12 protein-coding genes are annotated in these 14,738 nt (G+C 72.0%); 7 read left to right on the top strand and 5 right to left on the bottom strand.

Annotated features, from left to right (window positions below; genetic code table 11):
• Positions 1-17: 17 nt before the first annotated feature.
• Positions 18-944: a D-2-hydroxyacid dehydrogenase gene (ddh, locus tag DEQ92_RS15180; RefSeq protein WP_049905169.1), complete on the bottom strand. Its 927-nt coding sequence runs from the start codon at positions 942-944 to the stop codon at positions 18-20.
• A 334-nt stretch (positions 945-1,278) separates the two neighbouring features.
• On the bottom strand, positions 1,279-2,511 hold the full coding sequence (locus tag DEQ92_RS15175; RefSeq protein ID WP_115805337.1) for an NUDIX domain-containing protein: 1,233 nt from the start codon (positions 2,509-2,511) through the stop codon (positions 1,279-1,281).
• A 60-nt stretch (positions 2,512-2,571) separates the two neighbouring features.
• Between DEQ92_RS15175 and DEQ92_RS15170 the strand changes: the two genes are divergently transcribed.
• The 3 genes from DEQ92_RS15170 (at position 2,572) to DEQ92_RS15160 (ending at position 4,968) form a co-directional block, all read left to right on the top strand.
• Positions 2,572-3,066 carry a metallophosphoesterase family protein gene (locus DEQ92_RS15170; RefSeq protein ID WP_004976330.1) on the top strand — a complete coding sequence of 165 codons (495 nt, stop codon included), beginning with the start codon at positions 2,572-2,574 and terminating at the stop codon, positions 3,064-3,066.
• A 118-nt stretch (positions 3,067-3,184) separates the two neighbouring features.
• Positions 3,185-3,940: a coenzyme F420-0:L-glutamate ligase gene (locus tag DEQ92_RS15165; RefSeq protein WP_004976328.1), complete on the top strand. Its 756-nt coding sequence runs from the start codon at positions 3,185-3,187 to the stop codon at positions 3,938-3,940.
• 41 nt (positions 3,941-3,981) lie between these two features.
• Positions 3,982-4,968, top strand: coding sequence for a 5,10-methylenetetrahydromethanopterin reductase (locus tag DEQ92_RS15160; RefSeq protein WP_004976327.1), 987 nt, complete (start codon positions 3,982-3,984; stop codon positions 4,966-4,968).
• On the opposite strand, the gene DEQ92_RS15155 is transcribed toward DEQ92_RS15160, so the two are convergent.
• Entirely contained in the window at positions 4,922-5,158 is a 237-nt protein-coding gene (locus tag DEQ92_RS15155) for a hypothetical protein (RefSeq protein WP_004976326.1), read from the bottom strand. The two genes, DEQ92_RS15160 and DEQ92_RS15155, sit on opposite strands and share 47 nt — an antisense overlap.
• Before the next feature lie 154 nt (positions 5,159-5,312).
• On the opposite strand from DEQ92_RS15155, the gene DEQ92_RS15150 reads away from it, so the two are divergent.
• Positions 5,313-5,600 (top strand): hypothetical protein, encoded by a 288-nt coding sequence (locus DEQ92_RS15150; protein WP_004976325.1) that lies wholly within the window; start codon positions 5,313-5,315, stop codon positions 5,598-5,600.
• A gap of 111 nt (positions 5,601-5,711) precedes the next feature.
• Here the strand turns inward: DEQ92_RS15150 and mutL are convergent, their stop codons facing one another.
• Both mutL and mutS read right to left on the bottom strand, forming a co-directional pair.
• Positions 5,712-7,415, bottom strand: a complete 1,704-nt coding sequence (gene mutL, locus DEQ92_RS15145; RefSeq protein ID WP_115821094.1) for a DNA mismatch repair endonuclease MutL — start codon at positions 7,413-7,415, stop codon at positions 5,712-5,714.
• The gene (gene mutS, locus DEQ92_RS15140) at positions 7,412-10,174 is read right to left on the bottom strand and encodes a DNA mismatch repair protein MutS (protein ID WP_115821093.1); all 2,763 of its coding nucleotides are present in this window, start codon (positions 10,172-10,174) and stop codon (positions 7,412-7,414) included. The genes mutL and mutS overlap by 4 nt, the downstream gene beginning before the upstream one ends.
• A gap of 207 nt (positions 10,175-10,381) precedes the next feature.
• Here mutS and DEQ92_RS15135 point away from each other — a divergent pair, with 207 nt between their 5' ends.
• The 3 genes from DEQ92_RS15135 to DEQ92_RS15125 all read left to right on the top strand — a co-directional run bounded on the left by DEQ92_RS15135 (position 10,382) and on the right by DEQ92_RS15125 (position 14,731).
• Complete coding sequence (locus DEQ92_RS15135; RefSeq protein WP_004976321.1) at positions 10,382-11,338, top strand: MoxR family ATPase; 957 nt, start codon at positions 10,382-10,384, stop codon at positions 11,336-11,338.
• Between the two features lie 5 nt (positions 11,339-11,343).
• Positions 11,344-12,372 carry a DUF58 domain-containing protein gene (locus DEQ92_RS15130; RefSeq protein ID WP_115805333.1) on the top strand — a complete coding sequence of 343 codons (1,029 nt, stop codon included), beginning with the start codon at positions 11,344-11,346 and terminating at the stop codon, positions 12,370-12,372.
• Between the two features lie 61 nt (positions 12,373-12,433).
• Positions 12,434-14,731: a transglutaminase domain-containing protein gene (locus DEQ92_RS15125; protein ID WP_115805332.1), complete on the top strand. Its 2,298-nt coding sequence runs from the start codon at positions 12,434-12,436 to the stop codon at positions 14,729-14,731.
• The last annotated feature ends 7 nt before the right edge of the window (positions 14,732-14,738 follow it).

Below are 14,738 nucleotides of genomic sequence, written 5' to 3'. Positions count from 1 at the left end.
GCTCGACCCCGGCGAACTCACACTACGCGGTTCGTGAGCGGGTCGCCGGCGGCCGTCTTCTCGACGTTCTCCCGCACGAGCGCCGCGATGTCCTCGTGGTACTTCCCCGTCGCGGCGCTCACGTGCGGCGTGACGAGCACCTCGTCGAAGTTCCACAGCGGCGACTCCGCGGACAGCGGCTCCTCGGCGAACACGTCGAGCGCCGCGCCGGCGATGTCGCCTCGGTCGAGCGCCGCCACGAGGTCGTCCTCGTCGACGACGGGCCCGCGCGCGACGTTCACGAGGTAGGCGTCCTCGCGCATCGCCTCGAACGCCGGCGCGTCGACCATGCCCGCCGTCTCCTCCGTCAACGGCATCGCCAGCACCACGAACCGGGCGTCGGCGATGGCCTCGTGGAATCGGTCGGGCGTGAACACGGTCGAGACGTTCTCGACCGGGTCGCCGGAGCGCCGGACGCCGACGACCTCCATGCCGAGGGCGGCCGCGCGGTCGGCGACGCCCCGGCCGAGCGTGCCGAGGCCGACGACGCAGACGCGCTCGCCGTCGAGGGTGAACGGCTCTTTGTAGCGGGGCAGGTCCCACTCGCGGTCGCGCTGGGCGTCGCGGTAGGCGTGGAGGCGGCGGGCGAGCGTCAGCATGTAGGCGACGACCGTCTCGCCGACCGTCGTCCCGTGGACGCCGGTGCTGTTCGTGAGCGCCGTCCCGGCCGCCTCGTAGGCGTCCACGGGGAACTCGTCGTAGCCGGCGCGGACGCAGTGGACCCAGTCGGCCTCGACGAACGCGTCTCTGTGGCCGAACGAGACGACCGCGTCGCCCGGGCCGAACGCCTCGCCCTCGTCGACGAGTTCGACCGGAGCGTCGGAGTTCGAAAGCGCCTCCACGAACAGGCCCGGCGGCATCACGCGACCGACCGACTCGTCGACCGCGATGCGTTCGATGTGCATGACCGAGGGGTCACCGCGGCCCACGAAGGAAGTTGCGCCTTCGGCGTCGGTGTCCGGTTTTCGGGTGTCCGACGAGAGCCCGTTCGGTCCCAGCAGGTGGCCCGGTTCGCGAGAAGCGCGTACGCGTCGCTCCGGGGTGAAGTCGGTTCGGTGTAACGGGAGGCGCGTCGTCAGTAGTTGGTGGCTCGGATGAAATCTATCATCACAAGGGGCTGAGTGGGGGTAACCTTCGTCATCGCCACCGAGTCGGAGTCCGGGGCGGACGCCCAAGAATCCACCCTTTTCGCCCCGCCGAGCGGTGGTCCCGACGGTTCCCCGAAACGCCACACTCGCCTCAGTCGTCCCACGCCGCCAGCGCGGCGTGTTCGGCCGCCACCGTACCGATTCCGTCCGCGTCCAACACGCCGGATTCGGTGACGACGCCCGAGACCAGGTCCGCGGGCACCACCTCGAAAAGCGGGTTCTCGGTCCCTACCGCGGCCTCGCCGTCGTACAGTCTCCCGGCGTCCTCGCCGAGGACGCGGCCGTCACCGCGAATCTTGTCGCGGGCGCAGACGGCGAAGACGGGGACGTCGGCGCGGGCGGCCGCGAGCGCCACGGGGAGGCTTCCGACCTTGTTGACGACGCCGCCGGACGCGAGCACGGAGTCGGCCCCGAGGAGGACGGCGTCGGCTTCGCCGCCCGCGACGAGTCCGGGGAGCGCCGCGTCGGTCGTCAGCGTCACGCTGAGTCCCAGACGGACGAGTCGCTCCGCGACGCCGACGCCCTCGCCGCCCGGTCGGGACTCGGAGACGAGGACACTCGCCCCGGCGGCTTCGAGCGCCGCGAGGACCGTCCCCGACCGCGAGAGCGTGGCGATTCGGTCGAACCCGCGCTCCCGGACGAGTTCGGCGGCGCGGGCGGCCGCCGAGTCGTCAGCCTCTGCCGCGGCGTCGATGGCCGCCTCGGCCCGTCGGCGGACCGATTCGGGGTCAGTCTCCGAGTCGGCCATGACGCGGTTGACGCGGTTCTCGACGGCGGCCATGCTCGGGCGGGCGTCGCGGAGTCGCCGGGCGACCGACGCGACCGCGTCCCGCGAGTCCGCCTCGGCGGCGGCGTCGCGCAGGACTTCGAGCGCCCGGAGCGAAATCCACGCCGAGCCGTGGGTCTCGTCGGCGGCGACGGTCTCGACCGCGGGTGCGACCCGGCGGTAGGCCGTCCACAGTCCGGGGACCGTCTCGCGGTCCCGAATCGCGGTCGGGTGGACCCACTCGACCGCGGCGAGTTCCTCGTTCGGGTCGACGTCGCGGCTCCGCGCGTCGAACAGGAACGGGTGGACGGTCCACTCGCGGCCGTCGTCGGCGACGGAGACGGGCGTTCCCGCGCGGACGAGGTCGGCGTCGGCCTCGCGGACGCCGAGTTCCTCGGCGAGTTCGCGTCGGGCGTCGCGCTCGGCGTCGTCGGGGTCGCCCTCGACGTAGCCCGAGACGCCAGCCCAGCGGCACTGGTACGTTCCGACCGCCTCGCTCCGGCGGGCGAGGAGGACGCGGCCGCCGTTTCGGAGGAAGACGGTGACGACGTGTGGCATATCCAGACTTACGTCCGCGACTGACAAAACGACTATTCAGGCCGGTCGCGTGGTGTCGGTATGCGACTCGCTATCCTGAGCGACACGCACGTTCCGGGGCGGGCCGACGGGATTCCGGGGTGGGTCGAAGACCGGGTCCGATCGGCCGACCTCGTGATTCACGCGGGCGACTTCGACTCGCCGGACACCCTCGACCGCCTCCGCGACCTCTCGGCGCGGTTCGTCGGCGTCCGCGGGAACATCGACCCGCCGGCCATCGACCTCCCGTTCGTCGAGGTCGCGGAGGTCGACGGACTCACGTTCGTCGTCACCCACGGCACGGGCACGAGAACGGGCTACGAGTCCCGCGTCGCCGACGCGGTCAGGGACGCCGCGGGCGACGGCGCGGTCGGCGTCGCGGGCCACATCCACGAGGTGGTCGACGAAGTGGTCGACGGCATCCGCGTCCTCAACCCCGGCACGGCGACGGCGGCCAACCCGGGCGACGACGCCACGATGATGGTCGGCTCGGTCGTCGACGGCTCGCTGTCGGTCGAAGTCGTCCGCGACGACTGAACTCGGCGCAGTCGGCGTGTCGTCGCTCCCCGAACCGCTCTCCGGTCGACCGCCTGCGATACCGGCCCGGTTCGCCAGCATCCCGTCGTTTTTCACCGCCCTCGCCTTCCGACTCGGTATGGAGCTGTTTCCCGTCCCCGACGTGCCCGAGGTCCGCGAGGGCGACGACCTCGCCGCCCTCGTCTCGGAGCGCGTCGACCTTCGGCCCGACGACGTGGTCTGCGTCGCCTCTACCGTCGTCTCGAAGGCCGAAGGGCGGTTCGCCGACCTCGACGACTTCCCGGCCGGCCCGCGGGCGCGCGAACTCGCCGCCCGCCTCGCCGAACTGACCGGCGACGAGAAGGACCCGCGGTTCGCGCAGGCGGTCCTCGAAGAGAGCGTCGACCTCGTCATGTCGGAGCCGTTCCTCCTGACCGAGACGCGGTTCGGCCACGTCGGCGTCAACGCCGGCATCGACCGCTCGAACGTCCCCGACCACGACCTGCTGTTGCTCCCGAAGCGCCCGAGCGAGTCGGCCGAGCGCATCCGCGCCGGCGTCGACGCCGACCGGGTCATCGTCACCGACACCTGCGGCCGGCCGTTCCGACACGGGCAGCGCGGCGTCGCCATCGGCTGGGCGGGGCTGAGCGCCTCGCGCGACTGGCGCGGCGAGGCCGACCGCGACGGCCGCGAACTCGGCGTCACCGTCGAGAGCGTCGTGGACGAACTCGCCGCGGCCGCGAACCTCGTGCAGGGCGAGGGCGACGGCGGCACGCCCGTCGTCGTCGTCCGCGGCTTCGAGTGGGGCGACCACGGCGAGAGCGACGCCCACTTCCGCGACATCGACGGTGACTTCGTGCGACAGGCGCTCCGCGAGTGGCGCTACGACCCCTGACGACTCGCTCCACCATTCCACGCTCACACCACGCTCACACTATGCTCGGACTCGAACTCACCCCGGAACATCCCGTCGACGACCTCGTCGAACTGGGCACGCAGGCGGAACGCGAGGGCTACGACTCCCTGTTCGTCTCGTGTCACTACAACAACCGCGACCCCTTCGCGGTCCTCGCGCGGCTCGCGGCCGAGACCGACGACATCCGCCTCGGCCCCGGCGTCGCCAACCCCTACGAGCTACACCCCGTGACGCTCGCCGGCAAGGTGGCGACCGTCGCCGAGGCATCCGGCGGCCGCGGCCTCCTCGGTATCGGCCCCGGCGACCCCTCGACGCTCCGCAACCTCGGCCTCGAAGACGAGCGCGGCCTCCGCTCCGTGCTGGAGGCGTTCAAGGTCGCACAGCGGCTCTGGGACGGCGAGCGCGTCACCCACGACGGCACGTTCGAGGCGACCGACGCCGGCCTCAACTTCGACGTGCCCGGCGAGGTGCCGGTGTACGTCGGCGGCGAGGGGCCGCACATGTGTCGCATGGCCGGCAAGCACGCAGACGGCCTGCTGTTCAACGGCTCGCACCCCGACGACCTCGCGTGGGCCAGAGAACAGGTCGATATCGGCGTCGAGGACCGCCCCGACTCGCGCGGCGAGTTCACCCTCGCCGCCTACGCCAGCGTCTCCGTCTCGGAAGACGAGGACGCGGCTCGCGAGGCCGCCCGCCCGCCGGTCGCCTTTATCACCGCGGGGGCGGCCCCGCCGGTCCTCGACAGACACGGCATCGACGCCGAGCGCGCGGGCGACATCGGCGAGAAGATTTCCGCCGGCGCGTTCTCCGAGGCGTTCGGCCTCGTCACGCCGGCGATGATAGACGCCTTCTCGATGGCCGGCACGCCGGACGACGTGGCCGACCGGATGGACGCGGTGCTCGAACACGCTGACGGCGTCGTGGTCGGGTCGCCGGTCGGCCCCGACCTCGAAGAAGCGATTACTCTCGCTGCGGCGGCCTACCGGTCGACGAGCCGACGCCGATGATGCCGAGTTCCGCGCCGAGCGCGCCGACGACGAGATAGGCGAACGCGCCGACGGCGAGGAGGATGAAGATGTTGCCGAAGAGGAAACTCACCGTGGAAAGCGGGTCGCTCAGCGCCACGTCGGCGAAGGTCACCACCAGTTCGAGGACGCTCGTGAGGAGCGCGATGACGAAGTCCGTGAGTGTTGCCATGCGCGACTCTCGGGATTCGGGGGTATTGATTGTGTGGGTTTCGCACGGCGCTCGCCCCGTCCGGTGAGTCGCTCGCCGCCCCGCGGTTCGCGGCGGCCGTCAGCGGCGCGGCTCGGTCGGCACCGATAAGGACCGCGCCCACGGACGCTGAGTCATGCCGAACCGCTCGCTCGACGACTTCGCCGGCGGCGACGACGGAGCGGCCGACGAACCGACGGCCGACGACGACGCTGACGGTTCCGACGTCGCCGACGACGCCGTCGATTCTGCCGACGCCGACGACGCCGTCGATTCCGACGCACCCGACGACCGCGACGTGAGCACGCTCGCCACGTACCGATGGACCCCCGAAGCCACGCCGTGCCCCCAGTGCGGCGAGTCGGTGCAAAAGCGGTGGCTCGACGGCGACGAGTACGTCTGTCTCGACTGCAAGGACTGGTAGCGGCCGGGCGCGCCACGCTGGTCGCTACGTCGTATTCATCTCCCCACCAGCAACCGCGCCATTTCGAACGACGGCGACGGGGTGGCTCGGCAAGGTTGCTCCCGCCGAGCGCTACCCGAGCCGGCCGCTTCGCCGGCCGAACCCGCGGACGAACGTCTCCTCGTCGATTGCGAGCACCGTGGGCCGGCCGTGCGGGCAGGTGTACGGCGTCTCGCACGAGCCGAGTCGCTCGACTAACCGCGCGGCATCGTCGTCGGTGAGGTCGTCGCCGGCTTTTATCGACGGATGGCACGCGAGGTCTTTGAGGAGTTCGTCCCGCGGGTCGGCGTCGTCGCCGGCGGCGACATCGGCCACCACGTCCGCGAGCGCGTCCGGGGCGAACGGCCGGCCGAGCGGCGCGGGCACGGCCTCGACGCGGTAGGTTCCGGTCCCGCTCCCGCTCCTGCTCCCGTCGCCGAACTCGGCGACGCGGAAACCCAGTTTCTCCACGAGGTCGCGGTTCGCGTCGAGGAGCGCCGCGTCGGTCGGCGACAGCGAGACGGTCGCCGGCGGGTCGACGGAGACGGCGTCGATGCCCGCCGACTCGACCGCCTCGCGGAGTCGCTCGTAGTTGATGCGCTCGTGGGCCGCGTGCTGGTCGACGACGAGGAGTTCGTCGCCGGCCTCACAGAGCAGGTACAGGCCGCGGAAGCGCCCGATGACGCGGAGGTCGTCGAACACCGACGCGGCCTCGACGGGCGCGAGCGAGCTATCGAGGTCCATCGCCACCTCGCCGCTCCGCCGGAGGTCCGCGGTCGAGAGCGCGTCGCGGACGCTCGATTCGACCGCCTCGGCGACCGCGTCGGCGTCTCTGAAGCCTACCTCGTCCTTCGCGGGGTGGACGTTGTGGTCGACCCACGCGGGCGGTAGACGGAGTCGGACGACGCCGACCGGTTCGCGTCCGTCGGGAAGCAGCGTCCCGTAGCCGTCGGCGACCGCCCGGCGGAGCCGCGGTTCGGCGAGGGCGCGGCCGTTGACCGAGACGTGGACGTGGTCGCGTCGGGAGCGCGTCACCTCCGGGTGACAGAGCGCGCCGTCGACCTCGACCGTGGCCGTCTCGCCGGCCGCCGAGACCTCCCGCGACGAGTCGAACGTCGAGGCGTGGCTCGCGGCGTCGCGGCCGTACACCGCCAAGAGCGCGTCGGCGAAGCGGTCGGTGCCGGGCGTCGCGAGCGTCTCCCGGCCGTCGTGTCGCAGGACGAACCGCACGTCCGGCCGCGTGAGCGCGTAGCGCGTGACGACCGCCGAGACGCGGGCGAACTCGGCTTTCGGCGACGCGAGCGACTTCTTCCGGGCCGGGCGGTCCGAAAAGAGGCCGGTCACTTCGACCGTCGTCCCGCGCGCCCGACCCGCGGGCGAGACGGTCTTGTCGTGTTCGCCGTCGGTCGCGTCCCCGCCGCCGTCGACGACGACTCGCGTCCCGCGCGGGCCGCCGTCGTTCGTCGTCAGTTCGAGTCGGGCGGCGGCCGCGGCGATGCTCGGGAGCGCCTCGCCCCGGAAGCCGAGCGTCTCGACGGTTTCGAGGTCGTCGGCCGCCGAGAGCTTGCTCGTCGTGTGCCGCTCGACCGCGAGGGCGGCGTCAGACTCGGCCATCCCGCGGCCGTCGTCGGCGACGCGGATTCGGTCGGTCCCGTCGCCGTCAACCTCGATTTCGACGGTCTCCGCGCCGGCGTCGAGGGCGTTTTCCACCAGTTCGACCGCGACGCTCGCGGGGCGGGCGACGACCTCGCCGGCGGCGATTTTCGAGCGCGTCCCCGGGTCGAGTCGGCGAATCATTCAAGCTTCCCTTTGAGGTCGGAGAGGAGGTTCAGCGCCTCCAGCGGCGTAGTGTCCGCGAGGTCGGCCTCGCGGAGCGCCTCGGCGACGGCTTCGAGCTCGGGGGTCGGTTCGGCCGTCGCGGTCGTCGCAGTTGCTCGGTTCGGACTCTCGCTCTCTCGGTGGCCGTTCTCCAACCCATCGACGTAGGCCGCGAGCGTGCCGTCTTCGGCGGCCTCGGCGACCTCGCCGTTCGCGGCGGCGGCGACGCCATCGCCTTCGGTGTCGTCCGCGCTCTCGGGGTCAGTCTCGTCCACGAGGTCCCGAGCGCGCGCCACGACGCTCGCCGGCACGCCGGCCAACTGCGCCACTTCGACCCCGTAAGACGACGAGGACGGGCCGTCGGCGACGCTGTGGAGGAACGTGACTTCGCCGTCGCGCCGCGCGGCGGTGAAGTGGAGGTTGAACACGCCCTCGCGGTCGTCGGCCGCGTCGGTGAGGTCGTGGTAGTGGGTCGCAAAGAGCGTCGTCGCGCCGACCTCGTCGTGCAGGAACTCGGTGGCCGCGCGGGCGATGGCGAGGCCGTCGGCGGTGGAGGTGCCGCGGCCGACCTCGTCGAGGAGGACGAGCGAGTCGCCGGTGGCGTTGTGGAGGATTTCGGTCAGTTCGCTCATCTCGCGCATGAACGTCGACTGCCCGCCCGCGATGTCGTCGGACGCGCCGATGCGGGTAAACACGCGGTCGAGGACCGGCAGTCGGGCCGACGCTGCGGGGACGAAGCTCCCGACCTGCGCGAGGACGCAGCCGAGCGCGACCTGCCGCATGTACGTCGATTTCCCGGACATGTTGGGGCCGGTGACGAGCGCGACGCTCCCCCGCGGGAGGTCGGCGGGGTTCGGCACGAACTCGTCCTGTGCGCGCTCGACGACGGGGTGTCTGCCGCCGTCGATGTGGATACCGCCGTGCTCGTCGGTCGGGTCGCCCGCGTGGAACTCGGGGCGGGCGTAGTCGTTCGCCACCGCCACGTCCGCGAGCGTCCGGAGCACGTCGAGGTCGGCGAGGGCGTCGGCGACGGCCTGAATCCGGGCGGACTCGGTCGCCACGTCGGCGCGAACCTCGCAGAACAGGTCGTATTCGAGGGCGTCGGCGCGGTCCGAGGCGCGGAGAATCTCGTCTTCGCGCTCCTTCAGTTCGGGCGTGTAGAACCGCTCTGAGTTCTTCAGCGTCTGGCGGCGCCGGTAGTCGTCGGGGACGCGGTCGAGGTTCGGATTCGTCACCTCGATGTAGTAGCCGTGGACCTGGTTGTAGCCGACCTCCAGCGAGTCGATGCCGGTGCGCTCCTGCTCGCAGGCTTCGAGGTTCGACACCCACTCGCGGCCCGCCTCGGCGGTGCCGCGGATGTCGTCCAGCTCGGCGTCGAAGCCGTCGGCGATGACGCCGCCTTCCGTAATCTCCTGGGGCGGGTCGGAGACGATTGCGTCGCCGACGAGGTCGCGCACGTCTTCGAGTTCGTCCAGCGAGTCGCGGAGGTCCGCGAGGAGGTCGGAACCGGTTCCGGCGAGCGCCTCGCGGACCTTCGGAACCCGGTCGAGCGTCGTCTTCAGGGAGCGCAGGTCGCGGGCGTCGGCGCGCTCGCGGGAGACGCGGGCGACCAGCCGTTCGAGGTCGTACACCGACGAGAGGTGCTCTCGGAGGTCGGCGCGGGCGAGCGCGTCGTCGCAGAGGGCGTCAACGGCGTCCAGTCGCGCCTCGATTTCGTCGCGGTCGACGAGCGGGCGGCGGAGCCACGCCTCGAGTCGGCGGCGGCCGAGCGCGCAGGCCGTCTCGTCGAGGACCGAAAACAGCGTGCTTCCGGCGCGGGCGCTCCGCGACTCGAACAGTTCGAGGCTCCGGATGGCCGTCGCGTCGAGTTGGAGGAACTCGCGGGGGTCGAACCGCGTGACGCGGGTGACGTACTCTAGCGTCGAGTCGCCCTGCGCGTACTCGGCGTAGGCGAGCGCCGCGCCGACCGCCCGGAGTTCGGCGTCCGACTCGACCACGGCGTCCGGCCGGGGCGCGTACGCCGACAGCGTCTCGCGGGCCGCGTCGGCGTCGAACGCCCCCGGTTCGAACGGCGTCTCCATCGGGTCGAACGAGAGGTCCGGGAGGTCGCAGTCGGGGCCGACGACGAGTTCGGCGGGCGCGAGGCGCTCCAGTTCTTCGAGCGCCAGCGCGCGGTCCGCCCCGGTGACGAGGCACTCGCCGGTCGACACGTCCACGACGGCGAGGCCGTAGGTGTCGGTGTCGTCCTCGGCGTCGCTGTCGCGGCTCTCGACGTCGCCGCCGCCTCGGGCGACCGCGCCGAGGTAGGTCGCCCGCCCGGCGTCGAGCAGTTCCTCGTCGACGACGGTGCCGGGCGTGATGAGTTGGGTGACGGCGCGGTCAACGAGCCCGGACGCCTCCTCGGCGTCTTCGACTTGTTCCGCGAGCGCGACCCGGTAGCCGGCGTCGAGCAGGCGTTCGAGGTAGCCCGCGGCGTTGTCGATGGGGATGCCCGCCATCGGCCACGTCCCGGTGGAGTCCTCGCGCTGGGTCAGCGTCACCTCGCAGGTGCGGGCGACGGCCTCCGCCGCGCCGCAGAACGCCTCGTAGAAGTCGCCGACCTGAAACAGCACGACGGCGTCGTCGTGTTCCGCACAGAGGTCGGCGTACTGCGAGAGCATCGGCGTCAGGTCGTCCCGCACTTCCAGCATCTCCGGCGGCGCGCCGTACACCGCCTCCCGCTGGGCGTCCGCGTTCATACCCACACCCGGGTCGCCGAGCGATAAAAACGCCCGGGAACGGCCCGAGAACGGTCCGGGAACGGCCCGGTCGACGGCCGTCCGCTCGCTCGCCGCCCGCGGTTGACTCGTGCACACACCCAGCAAGGTTAGGTAGACTGAAGCAATAATAGCACACAGAGACCCGTCGTCCCTCTCGGCACGGTCGGCGGGTAATCCGGGATATCAATGACTGATGCACATGCAGACGCCGACTTCGACCCCGCGCTCTCGGTCGAGGCGGTGTCGGACCTCGCGACACGAATCTCCGAGAACGTCGAACGCGTCATCGTCGGCCACCACGACGCCATCGAAGACATCATCGTGGCGCTGTTCGCCCGCGGTCACCTCCTCTTGGAGGACGTGCCGGGCGTCGGCAAGACGATGCTCGCCCGCGCCATCGCCACCTCGATAGAGGGGGAGTTCGAGCGCATCCAGTTTACGCCCGACCTCCTCCCGTCCGACGTGACGGGCGTGAACGTGTTCAACCAACAGACCAGCGAGTTCGAGTTCCGCGAGGGGCCGGTCTTCGGAAACGTCGTCCTCGGCGACGAGATAAACCGCGCGCCGCCGAAGACGCAGGCCGCCCTCCTCGAAGTCATGGAGGAGCTACAGGTCACGGTCGACGGCGTCACCCGCCGCGTCCCCGACCCCTTCACCGTCATCGCGACCCAGAACGACGTGGAACCCGACCGAACGTACGACCTCCCGCTGGCCGAACTCGACCGGTTCATGAAGAAGATTCACCTCGGCTACCCGAACGAGGCCGAGGAGACGGAACTGCTCGGCCGCGTCTCGGGCCACCACCCCATCGAGTCGCTCGAACCCGTCGCGTCGGCCGGCGACGTGCGCGACGCCCGCGAGCGCATCCTCGACGTGACGGTGAGCGAGCCGGTCCGGCGCTACGTCTCTCGGCTCGCCGCCGACACCAGAGCGCGCGCCGACCTCGGCGTGAGCCCCCGCGGCTCCATCGCGCTCGTCCGCGCCGCGCAGGCCCGCGCCGCCCTCGACGCCCGCGACTACGTCGTCCCCGACGACGTCCAGCGCGAGGTGCGGAGCGTCTGGGCCCACCGCGTCCGGACGACCGACGAGCGCTCCGGCCGCGACGTGGTCGAGCGGGCGCTCGACACCGTCGCGGTCGAGTGAGACCGATGAAGCTCACCCTCCGCGGCTGGGTCGCCGTCGCGGTCGTGGTCGTCGGCGTCGCCAACGCCGTCGCCTACGGCCCGCGGGCGCTCAACGCGGTCGTCGTTCCGGTCGCCGTCGGCCTCGTCGTCGGCGCGGTGCAGGTCTGGCGCGTCTCGCCGCCCCGCGTCGAGCGCGTCGCGCCCGACGACGGCTTCCCCGGCGAGACCCACACCGTCTCGCTCGACCTCGACGCCGACAGGCCGTTTCCGGCGACCACGACCGACGCGCTCTCGTCCGGTCTCGACGGCGACACCGCGGTCGACTCGGTCGTCGGCGACGGCCGCGTCGACTACGAGGTGACCTACCGCGGTCGCGGCCCGGCGACGCTCGGCCCGGCGACCGTCGTCGCCCGCGACATCCTCGGGCTGTTCTCGAAGTCGTTCACCGCCGGCGGGACGACCGAAGTGCTCGTCTTCCCGCGGGTCCGGTCGCTCGGGGCGGCGGCCCGGCGAGATCTCTCGGCGCTCGCCGACGCGGGGCGCACCGACGAACGCGCCGAGTTCGACCGCCTGCGCGAGTACGTCCCCGGCGACCCGCTCCGCGACATCCACTGGAAGTCGAGCGCCAAGTCCGGCGACCTCATGGTGAAAGCCTACTCCGACCGGGTCACGGCCGACGCGGTTCGCGTCTCCACCGGCGCGACCGACGGCCACGAGGACGACGCCGCGGAGGCGGCCGCGACGCTCTGCTGTGCGCTTCTCGACGCCGGCGTTCCGGTCCACCTCACCTCGCCCGCGGGGGTCGTGGAAGCGACGCCCGGCGACCGCCGGCGCGTCCTCGTCCACCTCTCGCGGCTCCGGTCGGGGTCGGTCCCCGACGAGACCGCCGAGGTCGTCGTCAGCGGCGACGCCGGAAAGACGTACGTCACGCTCGGCGGGCGCGAGACGACGTTCGACCGCCTACGCGCCGAGCGCGACGCGGCCGAGTCGTCGGTGCCGAACCCGACGAGTCGCGTCGGAACCCGCGGTGCCGACTCGGGGGTGTCGGCGTGACGGTTCCACGTGCCCGTTCTGACGGCGCGAGCCGGGCCCCTACACGGCCGGAGGTGCCGCGATGAGCACGGACACGAACCGGAGCGGCTCGGACTCGTCGCGGTCGGCCGCGAGCGCGTCGGCGTCAGCGACGGGGTCGGCGTCCTCCGCGACGAACACCGTCTTCGGCGTCCCCGCCGACCTCCTCGCGACGGCGGCCTCGCTGGTCCTCATCGGCGCGTTCCTCGCGGTCGTCTACGACATCACGAACGTCGTGGGTCGCCGCGACCAGTTCGTCCTCCTCGCCGCGGGGACGCTCGCCCTCGCGACCGTCGTGGGCTGGACGCTCCGCCCCCGCTACGCGCTCGGTCTCGCGGCCCTCATCGCCGCCGGCGGCTTCGCGGCGTACTTCCTCGCGCTCCCCGAGAGCCAAGTCGCGTTGCTCTCGCCGGAGCGCCTTTTGGCCGACACGTTCGCGCTCCTCAGCGGCCTCTCGGCGCTCCGACTCCTGTCGGCCGACGTGTGGGCGCTCGCGGTGACGCCCGGCCCGGTGTTCCTCGCGTGGTACCTCGCGGTCCGCGGGCGAATCGCGCCGGCCGTCGCGGTCGCCGGGAGCGGCCTCGGCCTGTTCGTCCTCACCACCGACGCGACGGGGACGCTCACGCTCCTCGGCGTCGGCGCGGGCATGGCCGCGGTCGGCTTCGACGGCATCGACCGCTTCGGGAGCGCCGGCGGCCAACTCGACGTGCTGACGGTCGTCCTCGCCGCGATGGTCGTCCTCTCGGCCACCGTCACGGTCCTCCCAGGCGCGGGCGGGTCGCCGGTCATCCCCGACGAGGGCGTGGCCGAACAGCCGACCGTCGAGGCCAGCCTCGTGAGCGCCGACGACCGCATCTCCATCGTCGGGAGCATCAGCCTCTCGCCGCAGGTCCGCTTCGAGGTCCAGAGCACCTCGCCGGACTACTGGCAGACGGCGACGTTCGACCGCTACACCGGCGACGGCTGGGTCAGAACGGGCGACACCCGCGACTACGAGGGCGGTCGGCTGGCCGGGCCCGAGGGGCCGTCGCGTTTGGTCCGCCAGACCGTCACGCCGGCGACGCCGCTCGACTCGATGCCCGCGGCGTGGCGGCCCGTCGCCGTCTCCGGCGACATCGAAAACGAGACGCTCGTCACCCAGCAGGGGAACCTCCGCCCCGACCGAGCCGTCGAAATCGGCGAGACCTACAACGTCACGAGCGCCGTCCCGCAGTACACCGCGGCGTCGCTCCGGCGGACGGGCACCGACTACCCCGACGAGATTCGCGAGCGGTATCTCGCGCTCCCCGACAGCACGTCCGACCGCGTCCGCGACCGCGCCGCCGAGATAACGGGCGACGCGGAGACGCCGTACGACAAAGCCGTCGCCGTCGAGGAGTGGCTCGAAGCCAACAAGGAGTACTCGCTCCGGGTGTCCCGTCCCGACGGCGACATCGCCGAGTCGTTCCTCTTCGAGATGGACGCCGGCTACTGCACCTACTACGCCTCGACGATGGTGGTGCTGCTCCGTTCGGAGGGCGTCCCCGCGCGCTTCGTCACCGGCTACACGACCGGCGAGCGCGTCGACGGCGACCGCTACGTCGTCCGCGGCCTCGACTCCCACGCGTGGGTCGAAGTCTACTTCGAGGACACCGGCTGGGTCCGCTTCGACCCGACGCCCGCCGGCCCCCGGCAGGACGCGGAGTCGACCACCCTCAGCGACGCCCGAAACGAGGGTCGACTGGGCGTCGACACCAACGAGACGAACGCCGAGTCCAACGAGACCGAACAGCCCACGACGACCGCGAACGACACCGAGACGCCGACGGAAAACGGGACCGAGACGAACTCGACGCCCGTCGACAGCAGCGCGCCGGGTCCCAACATCGACGAGCGCCTCGGCATCACGCCGACCGGCGACGGCGCGACGGAAGACGACGAGGACGACGGACTCGTCCCCGAGATGCCGTCTCGGGAGACGATATTCGTCGGTCTCGTCGGCCTCCTCGGCGTCGTGGCCGGCGTCAGGCGGACCCGGCTCCCGGCGCACCTCCGGTTCGCCACCGCGGCGTATCAGCGGCGCACCGACTCGCCGGCGGACGACGTGTTCCGGGCGTACGACCGCCTCGAACTCGCCCTCGAACGCGACTACCGCCCGCGCCGCCCCGGCGAGACGGTCAGGGCGTACCTCGATTCGCTCTCCCGCGTCGGCGTGGACGAGCGGACCCGACAGGTCGGCCGACTCTACGAGCGCGCCAAGTACGGCGACGGCGTCACCCGCGCCGACGCGGACGAGGCCGTGGCCGCGGCGAACGCCGTCGTCCGCGCTCGTCTGCCGCTCGTCAGACGCTGGGCGGACTGAGCGGCGC

The sequence above is a fragment of the Haloferax sp. Atlit-6N genome (genome assembly GCF_003383195.1).
In the GTDB taxonomy this organism is placed as follows: domain Archaea; phylum Halobacteriota; class Halobacteria; order Halobacteriales; family Haloferacaceae; genus Haloferax; species Haloferax gibbonsii.
Note: the sequence above shows the minus strand (reverse complement) of the source record. Positions and strands in the feature narration are given on the sequence as shown.